Source organism: Vibrio orientalis CIP 102891 = ATCC 33934 (genome assembly GCF_000176235.1).
Classification (GTDB): Bacteria; Pseudomonadota; Gammaproteobacteria; order Enterobacterales; family Vibrionaceae; genus Vibrio; species Vibrio orientalis.
Map to the genome: position 1 here is coordinate 237071 of NZ_ACZV01000003.1, position 16177 is coordinate 253247.

The window sequence follows — 16177 nt, forward strand, 5'->3', positions numbered from 1 at the left end:
ACGCAAAAAGCCCGTTGCGTGAGCAACGGGCTTATAATGAAAAAGCCTCGCTATTTCTAGCGAGGCTTTTCAATGTGGCGGAGAGATAGGGATTTGAACCCTAGATACGCTATTAACGTATGCCGGTTTTCAAGACCGGTGCTTTCAACCACTCAGCCATCTCTCCACAAATTGTCATCGTCAGATTAGTACACTGATGATGTGGTTACACGTTTAAACGGGTAACGGTATTTAAAGCCTGGCGATGTCCTACTCTCACATGGGGAAACCCCACACTACCATCGGCGCTAATTCGTTTCACTTCTGAGTTCGGCATGGAAATCAGGTGGGTCCAAATCGCTATGGTCGCCAAGCAAATTCTTAAAATTCGGAAAGCTGTTAAGTTCTTAACACATTCAATATTCTTGTATTGAGTCCATCAAAACCCTTTGGGTGTTGTATGGTTAAGCCTCACGGGCAATTAGTACAGGTTAGCTCAATGCCTCGCAGCACTTACACACCCTGCCTATCAACGTTCTAGTCTCGAACAACCCTTTAGGACCCTCAAGGGGTCAGGGAAGACTCATCTCAGGGCTCGCTTCCCGCTTAGATGCTTTCAGCGGTTATCGATTCCGAACTTAGCTACCGGGCAATGCGTCTGGCGACACAACCCGAACACCAGAGGTTCGTCCACTCCGGTCCTCTCGTACTAGGAGCAGCCCCCTTCAATCTTCCAACGCCCACGGCAGATAGGGACCGAACTGTCTCACGACGTTCTAAACCCAGCTCGCGTACCACTTTAAATGGCGAACAGCCATACCCTTGGGACCGACTTCAGCCCCAGGATGTGATGAGCCGACATCGAGGTGCCAAACACCGCCGTCGATATGAACTCTTGGGCGGTATCAGCCTGTTATCCCCGGAGTACCTTTTATCCGTTGAGCGATGGCCCTTCCATACAGAACCACCGGATCACTATGACCTGCTTTCGCACCTGCTCGAATTGTCATTCTCGCAGTCAAGCGGGCTTATGCCATTGCACTAACCACACGATGTCCAACCGTGTTTAGCCCACCTTCGTGCTCCTCCGTTACTCTTTGGGAGGAGACCGCCCCAGTCAAACTACCCACCAGGCACTGTCCACAACCCCGATTCAGGGGTCAATGTTAGAACATCAACACTACAAGGGTGGTATTTCAAGGACGGCTCCAACGATACTGGCGTACCGTCTTCAAAGCCTCCCACCTATCCTACACATGTAGGGTCAATGTTCAGTGCCAAGCTGTAGTAAAGGTTCACGGGGTCTTTCCGTCTAGCCGCGGGTACACTGCATCTTCACAGCGATTTCAATTTCACTGAGTCTCGGGTGGAGACAGCGTGGCCATCATTACGCCATTCGTGCAGGTCGGAACTTACCCGACAAGGAATTTCGCTACCTTAGGACCGTTATAGTTACGGCCGCCGTTTACCGGGGCTTCGATCAAGAGCTTCGACCGAAGTCTAACCCCATCAATTAACCTTCCGGCACCGGGCAGGCGTCACACCGTATACGTCATCTTACGATTTTGCACAGTGCTGTGTTTTTAATAAACAGTTGCAGCCACCTGGTATCTGCGACTCTCGTTAGCTCCATCCGCAAGGGACTTCACCGACAAGAGCGTACCTTCTCCCGAAGTTACGGTACCATTTTGCCTAGTTCCTTCACCCGAGTTCTCTCAAGCGCCTTGGTATTCTCTACCCGACCACCTGTGTCGGTTTGGGGTACGATTCCTTATAATCTGAAGCTTAGAGGCTTTTCCTGGAAGCATGGCATCAATGACTTCACACCCGTAGGTGCTCGACGTCGTGTCTCAGCCTTAGAAAGAGCCGGATTTACCTAACTCTTAAGCCTACGCACTTGAACCTGGACAACCGTCGCCAGGCCCACCTAGCCTTCTCCGTCCCCCCATCGCAATTATAAGAAGTACGGGAATATTAACCCGTTTCCCATCGACTACGCCTTTCGGCCTCGCCTTAGGGGTCGACTTACCCTGCCCCGATTAACGTTGGACAGGAACCCTTGGTCTTCCGGCGAGGGGGTTTTTCACCCCCTTTATCGTTACTCATGTCAGCATTCGCACTTCTGATACCTCCAGCAAGCTTTACAACTCACCTTCAACGGCTTACAGAACGCTCCCCTACCCAATGTAGTAAACTACATTGCCGCAGCTTCGGTTTATTACTTAGCCCCGTTACATCTTCCGCGCAGGCCGACTCGACTAGTGAGCTATTACGCTTTCTTTAAATGATGGCTGCTTCTAAGCCAACATCCTAGCTGTCTAAGCCTTCCCACATCGTTTCCCACTTAGTAATAATTTGGGACCTTAGCTGGCGGTCTGGGTTGTTTCCCTCTCCACGACGGACGTTAGCACCCGCCGTGTGTCTCCCGGATAGTACTTACTGGTATTCGGAGTTTGCAAAGGGTTGGTAAGTCGGGATGACCCCCTAGCCTTAACAGTGCTCTACCCCCAGTAGTATTCGTCCGAGGCTCTACCTAAATAGATTTCGGGGAGAACCAGCTATCTCCAGGTTTGATTGGCCTTTCACCCCTAGCCACAAGTCATCCGCTAATTTTTCAACATTAGTCGGTTCGGTCCTCCAGTTGATGTTACTCAACCTTCAACCTGCCCATGGCTAGATCACCTGGTTTCGGGTCTATATCCAGCAACTCGACGCCCAGTTAAGACTCGATTTCTCTACGGCTCCCCTAGATGGTTAACCTTGCTACTGAATATAAGTCGCTGACCCATTATACAAAAGGTACGCAGTCACACCACGAAGGTGCTCCTACTGCTTGTACGTACACGGTTTCAGGTTCTATTTCACTCCCCTCACAGGGGTTCTTTTCGCCTTTCCCTCACGGTACTGGTTCACTATCGGTCAGTCAGTAGTATTTAGCCTTGGAGGATGGTCCCCCCATATTCAGACAGGATATCACGTGTCCCGCCCTACTCGATTTCACTGAATGTGCGTTGTCGACTACGGGGCTATCACCCTGTATCGCCGGACTTTCCAGACCGTTCGTCTAACGCATATAAAGCTTAAGGGCTAGTCCAATTTCGCTCGCCGCTACTTTCGGAATCTCGGTTGATTTCTTTTCCTCGGGGTACTTAGATGTTTCAGTTCCCCCGGTTCGCCTCATTAACCTATGTATTCAGTTAATGATACATGCTTATGCACGTGGGTTTCCCCATTCGGAAATCCCAGACTCAAGTGGTTTTTACTACCTAATCTGGGCTTATCGCAAGTTAATACGTCCTTCATCGCCTCTGACTGCCAAGGCATCCACCGTGTACGCTTAGTCACTTAACCATACAACCCCAAAGAGTTTCGCGAAGCGAATCTTGAGGATGTTGTTAAACAACCAAAGTTGTCTGCATTTTTATACATGTGCAGACTCGATTTTGCCGGACTCAATTTTGAATAGTCACTTAACAGTGACATTCCCAAGAACACTTGAATGTGTTGTATTGGTGTTTGTCATAAAGACAAACATTGAGAACTTTACAATCAACAATAAATTGTTGATTTGTCAGCTTTCCAAATTGTTAAAGAGCATGATTCTTCCGAAGAAGGTCATTTTCTAAAGACTTTCAGAGTCGGAGATTCTAACCACATACTAGTTACTGAAGTGGTTTGGAAATTCCTATCCAAAAATACTTAGAGAATGGTGGGCGATACCGGGCTCGAACCAGTGACCCCCTGCTTGTAAGGCAGGTGCTCTCCCAACTGAGCTAATCGCCCACATAAGTTTCCCTTTGTCTTCACTTTTTAAAAGTGAAAATAAAGAGCCATGCTTCGTGGAGAAGAATGGTGGGTCGTGCAGGATTCGAACCTGCGACCAATTGATTAAAAGTCAACTGCTCTACCAACTGAGCTAACGACCCAATGGTATCCCGTAGGGGAGTCGAACCCCTGTTACCGCCGTGAAAGGGCGGTGTCCTAGGCCTCTAGACGAACGGGACACTAGTTGAACACCTTGGGGGGTGTTCCATCTCTTAAACTACATAAACCATCAATCTGTGTGGACACTCATCGTGAGTAATCATCGTATAAGGAGGTGATCCAGCCCCAGGTTCCCCTAGGGCTACCTTGTTACGACTTCACCCCAGTCATGAACCACAAAGTGGTAAGCGTTCTCCCGAAGGTTAAACTACCTACTTCTTTTGCAGCCCACTCCCATGGTGTGACGGGCGGTGTGTACAAGGCCCGGGAACGTATTCACCGTGGCATTCTGATCCACGATTACTAGCGATTCCGACTTCATGGAGTCGAGTTGCAGACTCCAATCCGGACTACGACGCACTTTTTGGGATTCGCTCACTTTCGCAAGTTGGCTGCCCTCTGTATGCGCCATTGTAGCACGTGTGTAGCCCTACTCGTAAGGGCCATGATGACTTGACGTCGTCCCCACCTTCCTCCGGTTTATCACCGGCAGTCTCCCTGGAGTTCCCGACATTACTCGCTGGCAAACAAGGATAAGGGTTGCGCTCGTTGCGGGACTTAACCCAACATTTCACAACACGAGCTGACGACAGCCATGCAGCACCTGTCTCAGAGTTCCCGAAGGCACACCAGAATCTCTTCCGGCTTCTCTGGATGTCAAGAGTAGGTAAGGTTCTTCGCGTTGCATCGAATTAAACCACATGCTCCACCGCTTGTGCGGGGCCCCCGTCAATTCATTTGAGTTTTAATCTTGCGACCGTACTCCCCAGGCGGTCTACTTAACGCGTTAGCTCCGAAAGCCACGGCTCAAGGCCACAACCTCCAAGTAGACATCGTTTACGGCGTGGACTACCAGGGTATCTAATCCTGTTTGCTCCCCACGCTTTCGCATCTGAGTGTCAGTATCTGTCCAGGGGGCCGCCTTCGCCACCGGTATTCCTTCAGATCTCTACGCATTTCACCGCTACACCTGAAATTCTACCCCCCTCTACAGTACTCTAGTCCACCAGTTTCAAATGCAATTCCGAGGTTGAGCCCCGGGCTTTCACATCTGACTTAATGAACCACCTGCATGCGCTTTACGCCCAGTAATTCCGATTAACGCTCGCACCCTCCGTATTACCGCGGCTGCTGGCACGGAGTTAGCCGGTGCTTCTTCTGCAGCTAACGTCAAGTGAGGCCGCTATTAACGACTCCACCTTCCTCACTGCTGAAAGTACTTTACAACCCGAAGGCCTTCTTCATACACGCGGCATGGCTGCATCAGGCTTGCGCCCATTGTGCAATATTCCCCACTGCTGCCTCCCGTAGGAGTCTGGACCGTGTCTCAGTTCCAGTGTGGCTGATCATCCTCTCAGACCAGCTAGGGATCGTCGCCTTGGTGAGCCCTTACCTCACCAACTAGCTAATCCCACCTGGGCATATCCTGACGCGAGAGGCCCGAAGGTCCCCCTCTTTGGCCCGAAGGCATTATGCGGTATTAGCCATCGTTTCCAATGGTTATCCCCCACATCAGGGCAATTTCCCAGGCATTACTCACCCGTCCGCCGCTCGACGCCCTTAACGTTCCCCGAAGGTTCAGTTAAGTCGTTTCCGCTCGACTTGCATGTGTTAGGCCTGCCGCCAGCGTTCAATCTGAGCCATGATCAAACTCTTCAATTTAAGATTTTGTTCGGCTCAATGAATACTGACTTCAAAACTACTAATGTAATTTTAAAGCTATTATCGTTCCAACAGAACGATAATGAATTGACTGTGCCAAGTCCGAAGACTCGTTTGGTCACTTCGTTTCATTGAAACCTAATTTGATACCGAGGTATCTAATTGGATTATCATCAACGAGTGCCCACACAGATTGATAGGTTTATATTGTTAAAGAGCGTTCTTCTTTGTGACTCACATCACTTCGGAAGAGGCGGTCATTTTAGCGAGATAAAGTTTAGTGTCAACCACTTTTTTCAAACTTTTTTCAAGCGTTTCCACTTGGCTAATTGACCTTGCTAACTGGGCTTTCATTCTTTTCGAAACTTAGCTTCGAACCGTTCCCGTGTCAGCGAGGGGGCATTATAGAGATCGCCATCACATTGGCAAGCCCTTTTTGCAGTTTTTTTTGATTTTTTTGCCGTTTGAGTATTTTCTATTCAAAACGAGCTATTTTCCTCACTTTTCTTTGCCTCTCTAGGCCAAAACCCCTCTATATAAGGAGAAAAAATGAGTTCTCTACGCAGTTACAAAGGAATTTCACCTCAAATTGGTCAACGTGTCTATATAGATAGCAGCTCTGTTTTAGTCGGAGATATTAAAATAGGAGACGATTCGAGTATTTGGCCACTTGTTGCGGCCAGAGGTGATGTTAACCACATTCATATTGGTGAGCGAACCAACGTTCAAGACGGCAGTGTGTTGCATGTCACCCATAAAAACGCGGAAAACCCTGAAGGTTACCCTCTTATCATTGGTAACGATGTCACTATCGGCCACAAGGTAATGCTGCATGGCTGTATCATTAAAGATCGCGTTTTAGTCGGTATGGGTGCGATCGTGTTAGACGCAGCTATTATAGAAGAAGAGGTGATGATTGGCGCTGGCAGTCTAGTACCACCAGGAAAGCGACTTGAAAGCGGTTACCTTTATGTTGGAAGCCCGGTCAAGCAAGCTCGCCCTCTTAATGATAAGGAACGAGCTTTCTTACAGAAGTCGGCAGACAACTATGTGCAGAACAAAGAAGATTACCTTCACGAGGTTAAAGAGATTAGCTAACCACCTCTATATTACCTTGTGAATTGAACTCTTCTTCTTCGATCAGTTCTTCAGCAAGCTCTTCAAGATCGAATCGATATTGTGAAAAGACTTCCAGAGCTTGCTGTGCATTGCCAATTACTTGGCCTGATAGCTTTTCTAACTCTTGTTTATCAACGAGACATTGAATCAAGGCTCCCGACTGTTGAGCAGAAAACAGCACTGCTTGCTTTTCTTCATCCCAGGATTGGATATCCGGAAATAAAATCGATTGATTCATTACAGCCCCTCAAGGTTCTTTCTAAGTTCACGCAAAATTTGCTTTGTACCCGGTCTTAAACCACGCCAGAGCATAAAGCTTTCTGCAGCCTGACCAACAAGCATCCCAAGCCCATCGAAAACTCGCACCACCCCATGCTCATGTGCCCATTGATTGAAAGTGGTTTTCCCCGCGCCATACATCATGTCATACACGACAGCTTGTTCAGTAAAGATTGCTGCTGATATGTCTGGTAGCTCCCCACTCAAACTAGAAGAGGTAGAATTGATAATCACATCAAACGGCTGCTTCACTTCACTCATCTCACAAGCGCTTAGCGCTCCATACGGTGCAAACATTTCGGCCAGCAGTTGCGCTTTGGCAAAGGTTCGGTTGGTAACAACAATCTCAGCGGGTTGCTGATCTAACAGTGGCTTAATAACGCCACGCGCGGCACCACCAGCACCAATAAGTAAAATTCGAGCTCCTTTTAAAGGCGCCTGATATTGAAGTAAGTCTTGCACCAACCCTTCACCATCGGTGTTATCACCAATAATGTCACCATCATCAAGCTTCTTCAGTGTATTCACCGCCCCAGCCAACTGCGCTCGTTCAGTTAGTCGAGTAGCAAAGCGATAAGCGTCTTCCTTAAATGGAACGGTAACATTGCAACCTTTACCACCTTGAGCAAAAAACTCAGACGCCGCTTGTTGAAAGGCATCTTTGTTTGGGCTTTCTGCAGTATAGGTCAATGACTGATTGGTTTGACGAGCAAATAGGGTATGAATAAAAGGCGATTTACTTTGTGAGATGGGATTACCAAAAACGGCATAACGATCTATTTGCTGAGTCATTTCCTTTACCTGCAAACTAAAAAAGGGCCAATGCGAAACATTGACCCTATCACTATCTATATATTGAAGAAAGTCTTACCACTCTCTTGGTTTGAGGTAATGATCGTACAGTTCCGCTTCAGGTGAACCCGGCTCAACTTGGTAAGCATACTCCCAGCGCGCTAATGGTGGCATCGACATCAAAATAGACTCAGTACGACCACCACTCTGCAGACCAAACAGAGTGCCTCGGTCAAACACTAGGTTAAATTCAACGTAACGACCTCGGCGATAGAGTTGGAACTGACGTTCACGTTCACCGTATTCAGTCTCTTTGCGGCGCTCTACTATCGGCAGATAGGCGTCCGTATAACCTTGACCAACCGCTTTAATGTACTCAAAGCACTTATCAAACTCCCAGTGGTTGAGGTCATCAAAGAAAAGACCACCGACGCCTCTGGTTTCATCGCGGTGTGGAAGATAGAAGTATTTATCACACCAAGCTTTATGCTCTGAGTAGACTTCATTACCAAATGGCGCGCACACTTCCTTCGCGGTGTTGTGCCAATATTGCGCGTCTTCTTCGAAAGGATAAAACGGCGTTAAATCGAAACCACCACCGAACCACCAAATAGGCTCTTCACCCTCTTTTTCAGCAATAAAGAAACGAACATTAGCATGCGAGGTTGGAACATATGGGTTATTAGGGTGCATAACCAATGACACGCCCATGGCTTCAAAGCGACGCCCTGCAAGCTCAGGTCGATGCGCTGTTGCTGAAGCTGGCATCTCTTTTCCTTGTACATGAGAAAAGTTAACGCCACCTTGCTCAAACACCGCTCCTTCTTTCATTACTCGAGTTCGACCACCACCACCCAATTTCTCTCCGGGTTCACGATGCCATTCATCCTCTACAAATACTGCGCTCCCATCGGCTTGCTCTAGTTGCTGACAAATAGAGTCTTGAAGCGTCATGAGAAATTGTTTTACTGCTAGTTTATCTATCGCTGACATTCGACTTCCTTTATTGCAGGGTTAACCCTGTCTTAATACTTGTGAGGTTCTTGCATCACGAATTTCACTTGGGTTTGTTCGACCACCCGTTTGCCCTTCTAGCACCGCCACCAATTTATCACCAAGGTGTTGATAAACTTGTTCGGTTGTTACGCATGGAGGCTCGCCAGTCAAATTCGCGCTGGTAGAGGTTAGCGGCTTTCCAAATGCATTACACATTTTTTGTACTAAAGGATGATCAGTCACACGCACGGCAATCGAGTCATATTGCCCCGACACCCAATTAGAGACCTTATCACTACTTGGCATAATCCAAGTGACAGGCCCAGGCCAAGTTTGCTGCACTCGCTCTAACTGTTCGGCGCTCAAAGCTTGTTGATCAATATAAGGCAACAGTTGCTGGTAATTAGCGGCTATCAGGATAAGCCCTTTTTCTACCGGGCGTTGTTTAAGTTCGAGTAGCTTCTTTATCGCATTAGGGTTGTCTGGATCGCATCCAACCCCAAACACGCCTTCTGTTGGATAGGCGATCACTTCACCCTGTTTTAGTGCACTGAGTGCTCGCTCAAAGTTACTCACCTAAGCATCCTATTTGATTCGCGGTTTAGGTTAAGTGTACAAATAATCGTAAGTCGTGACTAAAGCTATTTAAGTGGCAATCTTTCATCTGCTCATTCAAACCTGACGCAAACGTTTGCTTAGTGATGAAATCCCCGTATAATGCGCTCAAATTATTTGCTCACCAATTCTACGCAGCTTTGAAGGAGTTTGAGATGAAAGTCGGTATCATCATGGGTTCTAAATCAGATTGGCCAACAATGAAACTAGCAGCAGAAATGCTAGACAGATTCGGCGTTGAGTACGAAACGAAAGTGGTTTCTGCGCATCGCACACCTCAACTTCTTGCAGACTATGCCACTAGTGCTAAAGAGCGTGGTCTTAAAGTGATCATCGCGGGGGCTGGCGGCGCTGCACACCTTCCGGGTATGGCGGCAGCCTTCACTTCACTACCAGTGCTTGGTGTACCTGTACAGTCACGCGCACTGAGCGGTCTAGATTCACTCTACTCTATCGTGCAAATGCCAAAAGGTATTGCAGTAGGTACGTTAGCTATCGGCGAAGCTGGCGCAGCCAATGCGGGTATTCTAGCGGCGCAAATCCTTGGCACTCACGATGAAGAAGTGATGGCGAAGGTCGAAGCGTTCCGCAGTGAGCAAACTGAAACGGTTCTAGCCAACCCAAATCCAGCAGAGGACTAATGCAATGCATGTTTTAGTGCTTGGTGCAGGTCAATTGGCTCGTATGATGTCTTTGGCAGGCGCTCCTCTGAACATTGAAATTTCTGCTTACGATGTTGGTAGTAAAAGTGTCGTTCACCCATTAACTCAGAGCGTGATTGGTCACGGCCTAGAGAATGCGATTGAAACAGCCGATGTAATCACAGCGGAGTTCGAACATATCCCTCACGACATTCTTGCGGTCTGTGAGCAAAGCGGTAAGTTCCTTCCATCAAGCGATGCTATCAAGGCTGGCGGAGATCGCCGTATTGAGAAAGGACTACTTGATGATGCGGGTGTACGTAATGCTACATATTATGTCATCAACAGCCGTGAAGACTTTGACCGCGCGATTGAACATGTCGGCATTCCGATGGTGCTAAAAAGTGCCTTGGGTGGTTACGATGGTAAAGGGCAATGGCGACTAAAAGATCCAACTCAGGCAGACAGTATTTGGGCAGAAATGGCAGAATGTATCGCCGCTACCGAGACCCAAGCAATTGTTGCTGAAGAGTTCGTCCCGTTTAGTCGCGAAGTGTCTTTGGTCGGTGCGCGCGCTAAAGATGGCAGTGTTGCCGTCTACCCACTTGCAGAAAACGTGCATACCAATGGTGTGCTGACACTTTCAACCGCGATTGCCGATACTGAGCTTCAACAGCAAGCCAAGCAGATGTTCACCGCAGTTGCCAACAAGCTCAACTATGTCGGAGTGCTAGCGCTAGAATTCTTTGACGTCGATGGTACGCTACTGGTGAATGAAATTGCCCCACGCGTGCACAACTCTGGCCACTGGACACAACAAGGTGCCGAAACCTGTCAATTTGAGAACCATCTGCGCGCCGTATGCGGACTGCCGTTAGGCTCAACTAAGCTGATTCGCTCCACTTCGATGATCAACATTCTTGGTGAAGATACTCTTCCTCAAGCGGTGCTTGAAATGGATGGTTGCCATATTCATTGGTATGGCAAAGAGAAGCGTGCGGGTCGTAAGATGGGCCATATCAACGTTTGTGGTGACTACAGCGGAGAACTGCAGCGTAAGCTTTGCACACTTGCAGACAGTTTAGATAAAGACGCTTTCCCTGCGGTACATGAGTTTGCCGCCAATTTTTCTGAATAACTTCGTCAAGCAAACAAAAAACGGCGCACTTAGCGCCGTTTTTTTTAATCTTGTTGAATGTGGTGACACTTTCGGTCTGCACATTGCAGCTTATCGCCACTGGCGAGCTTTTTCTCAACCAATAGTGGATAGCCACATTTCTCACATTTACCCGCGACCGGTGGCTGATTGACGGCAAACTTACACTTAGGGTAGTTATCGCAAGCATAAAACAGTTTACCAAAACGGGTTTTACGCTCAACTAACTGGCCTTTATGACATTCAGGGCACGAGTGCGTCTGCGGAGCCTGTTCTTGTTTAGGCTGATCAAGAGACTCAATGTGATGGCAGCTAGGATAGTGACTGCAACCAATAAACATACCGTAGCGTCCCTGACGCAATACCAATTCATTACCACACTCAGGGCATGGTACGCCTAGCTCTTTAACGATATGACCATCGTTTTGATGTAGGGGCTTAATGAAATCACACTCAGGATATTGGTTACAACCAAGGAAAGCGCCATGCTTGCCGTGACGAAGCTGAAGCTCACCTTCACGCTGCTCCGCTTGGCATTTAGGACATGACTGATGTTCCAACGCATGTTCATGCGCTGAAAACAGTGTCTGATCAATCTTGTTACTCATATCGACCCATGAAGATTAGTGAAGAATACCTTGCTCTTTGGTATACAACAGCTCTTCCATAAGCGTATAAGCATTTTCATTGCCCGGCACATTAAACAGTACCATCAAGACAATCCATTTCAGATCATCCAACTCAAACTCATCGGTTTCTAAACCCATAATACGATCTATGACCATTTCACGAGTTTCTGTCGTCAGTACATTGACCTGCTCAAGGAAGGTCAAAAAGCCACGACATTCAATCGATAGGCGTTCACACTCTTTATTAGTGTAAATACGAGTCGAATTGGAAGTGCTGCACACAGAGATTGCAGAGTGAGTTTCACTTTGCTGCAATGCCGCTAGCTCTTCTAGCCAGATAAGGGCTTTATAGATGTCTTTTTGATGAAAACCAGCACGAAGAAGTTCTTCTTCTAGCTCATCTTGATTGACTTGTAACTCCGCATCGCTATGGATGTAAGTCTCGAACAGATACATTAGGATATCCATCATCATAGCTAGCCCCTCCCCTTTCGAATATAGCCACCGGAAACCGCAACAACATGCCCTAGAAGCTCAAGCTCCAAGAGCTGCATCATGACTTCCTGCACAGGTATATTGGTCCTGTTTGCAAGAATATCAACTGGTGTAGCCTTACTTCCTACGTTAGCTAACAGTAAAGCAAATGGCAATTCTTCTTTACTATCTATTATATCAAATAGTTCGGGCTGAATAGGTGGCTTATTACAATCAGACCAAGCAAGCAGAGTTTCAATTTCATCAAGAATATCTTGAACCGTTAGAACTAAGCATGCCCCCTGTTTAATCAATAAGTTACAGCCTCTTGCACTCGATTGATGAATTGACCCTGGCAAGGCGAACACTTCTCGCCCCTGCTCTATCGCATAACGCGCAGTAATCAGCGAGCCACTTTTCTCTGCAGCTTCAATTACCAAAACCCCCAATGACAATCCACTGATGATTCGATTTCGCCGCGGAAAATGATCCGCTTTGGGTTTGGCTAAGGGGTGAAACTCAGAGACCAAGGCTCCACCACTGTCGATGATTCGCAGGGCGAGATCTCGATGGCGAGCGGGATAAATAGTGTTTAACCCACAACCAAGCACAGCTAACGTTGTACCGTTTCCTTGTAGAGCGCCATCATGGGCATAACCATCGACACCGAGTGCTAAGCCACTGGTGACGGCTAGCTCATGCTCAACCAAACTGTGAGCAAAGCTTCTTGCACTGTTTAACCCATCGATACTCGCATTGCGGCTACCGACTATCGCCACTTGCGGAACAGATAAGCAACTAGGGTTACCCGTGACAAACAACAATGGTGGCGCCCCCTCAGCTTGCTTGAGCAAATCTGGATAGTGGTCATCAGTTTGGCAAATAATGTGCTGGTTGGACTCTTGCTGCCACTGCAAACATTGCTCAACATCGCGTGTGGCAGTGTGGCGGATATAATCAATTTGTTTATCACTAAGACCAATCGCTTTGAGCTGATCTTGGTTAGAGCCAACGATATTACTTGGCGTATCTATTGCTAATAAGCGTGTAAAGGTTTTCGGCCCGATACGCGGAGTAAAGTAAAGTGCCAGCCACGCAGCCAGATCTTCAGTATTCATCACTCTTCTCCGCTCAACAGAGGCGGTGCTAGTAGTTTAGAATCGACACCTATCGGCTGAGTGCTTTGACTAACCAACGCAAGACTAAAGTGCTGATAAGGGCGTATCACGACCAAGTTGCCAATATGGGTCTTGGCCAGCGATACCTGCTTAGCGTTATCTAACTTTACTACTGCGCCTTGTTGGTAGAGCTCAAACATGCTGCCTTGAACAAGTTCATCAACCAACCCACGATCAAGCACCACCACATCATACTGCCCCACATAACGTTGGCCGGTTAAGCTACCTAGAATCTGGGCGCTATGTCCTACCGAGGCTGGGGTTGGATAGAAATGATTGGTTGCATTCGCCAACGCTTCGAAGTTATCTGGCAGAACAATATCATTGGGCAAAATTTCTTGTCGTGGCTCGATTACACGCAAACGAGTCAGTTGTTCAGCATATTCAACATGCTCGGCGTCTGCGATACGTTTCAAAGCAACGACAATATGCTCGTTACGAGTGAAGGTCGCCAGTTGACGATAGATCCCCCAGCTAGACACGGGTTGCTGGCCAGAAATATACACAACGTCTTGTTCTGTTAATAGTTGTCGGCCATGACTGGCACCCAAAACACGGACACTATTTTCGACAAGGGCTTGGCCGAGCAATAGATTCGAGTCGAGGTAAGGCAATACCAACTCAGGCTTAATGGTTGGGAGTGGAGATTTGTCGACTATACGCACGCTAGGGCTAAGCTTAACCTTTGGTTTCATACTCAATATCGGCTGACCATTGTGCCAAGTTAAATAGAGGCGATCACCGGGGTAAATAAGGTGAGGATTTTCGATCTCGGGATTGCTCTGCCATAAGCGAGGCCATAACCAAGGGTTCTCTAGATACAGCGCAGAAATATCCCATAAGGTATCCCCATCTTCGACGATATAGAGAGTGGGGGCATCGATTTTGAGTCCAAGGGACGCTGGAGCAACAGTTGCATGACTAGTAAACGAGACAAGTATTACGCCCAGCAAAATCGCGGGTTTCGTGAGTAAACCTAACATAGTCAATCCTAGACAACGATGAATTCCCGGGCCGATTAGCGGCTACTTTTTCACTGTTCCAAGCAAGAGAAGCTGTTCAAAAAGCCGCATTGATGCTGTCATTTGACATCTAAAATGTCTAGAATTGAGCCAACAAGGTTTATCCTGATTCGGCACAGTTCAACATTCGAGTGTATATGTCTGTATTACAAGTATTAACATTCCCAGATGATCGCCTTCGCACCGTAGCAAAGCCGGTAGAAGCAGTGACTCCTGAGATTCAAAAGTTCGTTGATGACATGATTGAAACCATGTACGACGAAGAAGGTATCGGCTTGGCAGCAACCCAAGTTGATTTCCACCAGCGCATCGTTGTTATCGATATCTCTGAGACTCGTGATGAGCCAATGGTTCTGATCAACCCAGAGATTCTAGAAAAACGCGGCGAAGATGGCATTGAAGAAGGCTGTCTATCGGTTCCGGGGGCACGTGCATTAGTTTCTCGTGCAGCGGAAGTAACGGTAAAAGCGCTTAACCGCGATGGTGAAGAGTTCACATTTGAAGCTGATGACCTATTAGCGATTTGTGTTCAGCATGAGCTTGACCACTTAGAAGGCAAACTGTTTGTAGATTACCTTTCGCCTTTAAAACGCAAGCGTATTCAAGACAAGCTAGCTAAGATCAAGCGCTTCAACGAGAAGAACGCTAAAGCTTAACCGCCATAATAGAAGGAAGGTACCTTGAGCAAACCTTTGAAAATTGTTTTTGCTGGTACTCCGGATTTCGCCGCCCGTCACTTGGCGGCGTTGTTGTCTTCGGAGCATGAAGTTATCGCTGTTTACACACAGCCAGATCGCCCAGCAGGCCGTGGTAAGAAACTCACCGCGAGCCCAGTAAAGAACATTGCCCTTGAGCACAACATTCCGGTTTACCAACCAGAAAACTTCAAGTCAGATGAAGCAAAGCAAGAACTTGTCGAGCTGAATGCCGACCTTATGGTTGTGGTCGCTTACGGTTTACTACTACCTCAAGCGGTATTAGATACACCGAAACTTGGTTGTATCAACGTACACGGTTCGATTCTTCCTCGCTGGCGTGGTGCGGCACCAATTCAACGCTCAATTTGGGCGGGTGATAACGAGACTGGCGTAACCATCATGCAAATGGATATTGGCCTAGATACCGGTGATATGCTGAAGATCGCGACCTTACCAATTGAAGCAACGGACACTAGCGCAACCATGTATGAAAAGCTGGCAGAACTTGGTCCTGATGCGCTCGTTGAATGCTTGGCAGATATTGCCGAAGGTAAAGCTGTAGCTGAAAAGCAAGATGATGAACTGGCTAACTACGCGAAGAAACTGAGTAAAGAAGAAGCGCGTATTAACTGGGCTGACGACGCGGCACACATTGAACGCTGCGTACGTGCTTTCAATCCATGGCCAATGAGCCACTTTGAAGCGGCAGAGAATAGCATCAAAGTATGGCAGAGCCGTATTGATGAGCAAACGTCGAGCAAACCAGCGGGTACCATCCTGCAAGCTGACAAGACAGGTATCTACATTGCTACTGGCAATGGCGTGCTGGTACTAGAGCAACTGCAAGTACCAGGTAAAAAAGCGATGCCCGTACAAGATATTCTCAACTCTCGTGCAAACTGGTTTGAAGTCGGTACTCAACTGGTTTAACTTTTCTCCCGCAAGGGAAACGT

General features: G+C 47.7%; 13 protein-coding genes, 4 tRNA genes and 3 rRNA genes. 5 read left to right on the forward strand and 15 right to left on the reverse strand.

The window, feature by feature from the left end; all coding sequences use genetic code 11:
- Window positions 1-75: 75 nt before the first annotated feature.
- From VIA_RS03195 to VIA_RS03225, 7 genes are all read right to left on the reverse strand, one after another.
- A tRNA-Ser gene (locus VIA_RS03195) sits at window positions 76-166 on the reverse strand.
- A 70-nt stretch (window positions 167-236) separates the two neighbouring features.
- Window positions 237-353, reverse strand: a 5S ribosomal RNA gene (gene rrf, locus VIA_RS03200).
- Window positions 354-439: 86 nt separating this feature from the next.
- Window positions 440-3330, reverse strand: a 23S ribosomal RNA gene (locus VIA_RS03205).
- A 356-nt stretch (window positions 3331-3686) separates the two neighbouring features.
- Window positions 3687-3762 (reverse strand) — tRNA-Val (locus tag VIA_RS03210).
- Window positions 3763-3829: 67 nt separating this feature from the next.
- Window positions 3830-3905, reverse strand: a tRNA-Lys gene (locus tag VIA_RS03215).
- A 2-nt stretch (window positions 3906-3907) separates the two neighbouring features.
- Window positions 3908-3983: transfer RNA gene (locus tag VIA_RS03220), tRNA-Glu, on the reverse strand.
- Window positions 3984-4071: 88 nt separating this feature from the next.
- Window positions 4072-5625: ribosomal RNA gene (locus tag VIA_RS03225) — 16S ribosomal RNA — on the reverse strand.
- Together the 16S, 23S and 5S rRNA genes with 4 tRNA genes alongside form the textbook arrangement of a ribosomal RNA operon.
- Window positions 5626-6174: 549 nt before the next feature.
- Here VIA_RS03225 and VIA_RS03230 point away from each other — a divergent pair.
- The gene (locus VIA_RS03230; protein ID WP_004410957.1) at window positions 6175-6723 is read left to right on the forward strand and encodes a gamma carbonic anhydrase family protein; all 549 of its coding nucleotides are present in this window, start codon (window positions 6175-6177) and stop codon (window positions 6721-6723) included.
- Here the strand turns inward: VIA_RS03230 and VIA_RS03235 are convergent.
- The 4 genes from VIA_RS03235 to tsaC form a co-directional block, all read right to left on the reverse strand.
- On the reverse strand, window positions 6716-6982 hold the full coding sequence (locus VIA_RS03235; RefSeq protein ID WP_004410967.1) for a DUF1488 family protein: 267 nt from the start codon (window positions 6980-6982) through the stop codon (window positions 6716-6718). The genes VIA_RS03230 and VIA_RS03235 overlap by 8 nt on opposite strands.
- A complete protein-coding gene (gene aroE / locus VIA_RS03240) occupies window positions 6982-7815 on the reverse strand; it encodes a shikimate dehydrogenase (RefSeq protein ID WP_004410968.1) in 834 nt (277 codons plus the stop codon). Before aroE ends, VIA_RS03235 begins: the two co-directional genes overlap by 1 nt.
- Window positions 7816-7890: 75 nt before the next feature.
- A complete protein-coding gene (hemF, locus tag VIA_RS03245) occupies window positions 7891-8808 on the reverse strand; it encodes an oxygen-dependent coproporphyrinogen oxidase (RefSeq protein ID WP_004410969.1) in 918 nt (305 codons plus the stop codon).
- A 21-nt stretch (window positions 8809-8829) separates the two neighbouring features.
- Complete coding sequence (gene tsaC / locus VIA_RS03250) at window positions 8830-9387, reverse strand: L-threonylcarbamoyladenylate synthase type 1 TsaC (RefSeq protein ID WP_004410970.1); 558 nt, start codon at window positions 9385-9387, stop codon at window positions 8830-8832.
- A 194-nt stretch (window positions 9388-9581) separates the two neighbouring features.
- On the opposite strand from tsaC, the gene purE reads away from it, so the two are divergent.
- Window positions 9582-10067, forward strand: a complete 486-nt coding sequence (gene purE / locus VIA_RS03255; RefSeq protein ID WP_004410971.1) for a 5-(carboxyamino)imidazole ribonucleotide mutase — start codon at window positions 9582-9584, stop codon at window positions 10065-10067.
- A 4-nt stretch (window positions 10068-10071) separates the two neighbouring features.
- Entirely contained in the window at window positions 10072-11205 is a 1134-nt protein-coding gene (locus tag VIA_RS03260) for a 5-(carboxyamino)imidazole ribonucleotide synthase (protein WP_004410972.1), read from the forward strand.
- Between the two features lie 44 nt (window positions 11206-11249).
- On the opposite strand, the gene VIA_RS03265 is transcribed toward VIA_RS03260, so the two are convergent.
- Genes VIA_RS03265 through VIA_RS03280 form a run of 4 tightly spaced genes read right to left on the reverse strand, consistent with a single transcriptional unit; the run spans window position 11250 to window position 14487 of the window.
- The gene (locus VIA_RS03265) at window positions 11250-11831 is read right to left on the reverse strand and encodes a DNA topoisomerase family protein (RefSeq protein ID WP_004410975.1); all 582 of its coding nucleotides are present in this window, start codon (window positions 11829-11831) and stop codon (window positions 11250-11252) included.
- 15 nt (window positions 11832-11846) lie between these two features.
- A complete protein-coding gene (locus VIA_RS03270) occupies window positions 11847-12326 on the reverse strand; it encodes a DUF494 family protein (protein WP_004410978.1) in 480 nt (159 codons plus the stop codon).
- A 2-nt stretch (window positions 12327-12328) separates the two neighbouring features.
- A complete protein-coding gene (gene dprA, locus VIA_RS03275) occupies window positions 12329-13444 on the reverse strand; it encodes a DNA-processing protein DprA (protein WP_004410980.1) in 1116 nt (371 codons plus the stop codon).
- Entirely contained in the window at window positions 13444-14487 is a 1044-nt protein-coding gene (locus tag VIA_RS03280) for a LysM peptidoglycan-binding domain-containing protein (RefSeq protein ID WP_004410983.1), read from the reverse strand. Before VIA_RS03280 ends, dprA begins: the two co-directional genes overlap by 1 nt.
- Before the next feature lie 176 nt (window positions 14488-14663).
- Between VIA_RS03280 and def the strand changes: the two genes are divergently transcribed.
- Both def and fmt read left to right on the forward strand, forming a co-directional pair.
- Window positions 14664-15182 (forward strand): peptide deformylase, encoded by a 519-nt coding sequence (def, locus tag VIA_RS03285; protein ID WP_004410985.1) that lies wholly within the window; start codon window positions 14664-14666, stop codon window positions 15180-15182.
- 24 nt (window positions 15183-15206) lie between these two features.
- Window positions 15207-16154 carry a methionyl-tRNA formyltransferase gene (gene fmt, locus VIA_RS03290; RefSeq protein ID WP_004410987.1) on the forward strand — a complete coding sequence of 316 codons (948 nt, stop codon included), beginning with the start codon at window positions 15207-15209 and terminating at the stop codon, window positions 16152-16154.
- Window positions 16155-16177 lie beyond the last annotated feature (23 nt).

Coding starts and splice junctions, on each gene's coding strand:
- VIA_RS03280 (WP_004410983.1), bottom strand. CDS start 14,487: ATGTTAGGTTTACTCACGAAACCCGCGATTTTGCTGGGCGTAATACTT.
- VIA_RS03230 (WP_004410957.1), top strand. CDS start 6,175: ATGAGTTCTCTACGCAGTTACAAAGGAATTTCACCTCAAATTGGTCAA.
- VIA_RS03260 (WP_004410972.1), top strand. CDS start 10,072: ATGCATGTTTTAGTGCTTGGTGCAGGTCAATTGGCTCGTATGATGTCT.
- aroE (WP_004410968.1), bottom strand. CDS start 7,815: ATGACTCAGCAAATAGATCGTTATGCCGTTTTTGGTAATCCCATCTCA.
- hemF (WP_004410969.1), bottom strand. CDS start 8,808: ATGTCAGCGATAGATAAACTAGCAGTAAAACAATTTCTCATGACGCTT.
- def (WP_004410985.1), top strand. CDS start 14,664: ATGTCTGTATTACAAGTATTAACATTCCCAGATGATCGCCTTCGCACC.
- VIA_RS03265 (WP_004410975.1), bottom strand. CDS start 11,831: ATGAGTAACAAGATTGATCAGACACTGTTTTCAGCGCATGAACATGCG.
- dprA (WP_004410980.1), bottom strand. CDS start 13,444: ATGAATACTGAAGATCTGGCTGCGTGGCTGGCACTTTACTTTACTCCG.
- purE (WP_004410971.1), top strand. CDS start 9,582: ATGAAAGTCGGTATCATCATGGGTTCTAAATCAGATTGGCCAACAATG.
- VIA_RS03235 (WP_004410967.1), bottom strand. CDS start 6,982: ATGAATCAATCGATTTTATTTCCGGATATCCAATCCTGGGATGAAGAA.
- VIA_RS03270 (WP_004410978.1), bottom strand. CDS start 12,326: ATGATGATGGATATCCTAATGTATCTGTTCGAGACTTACATCCATAGC.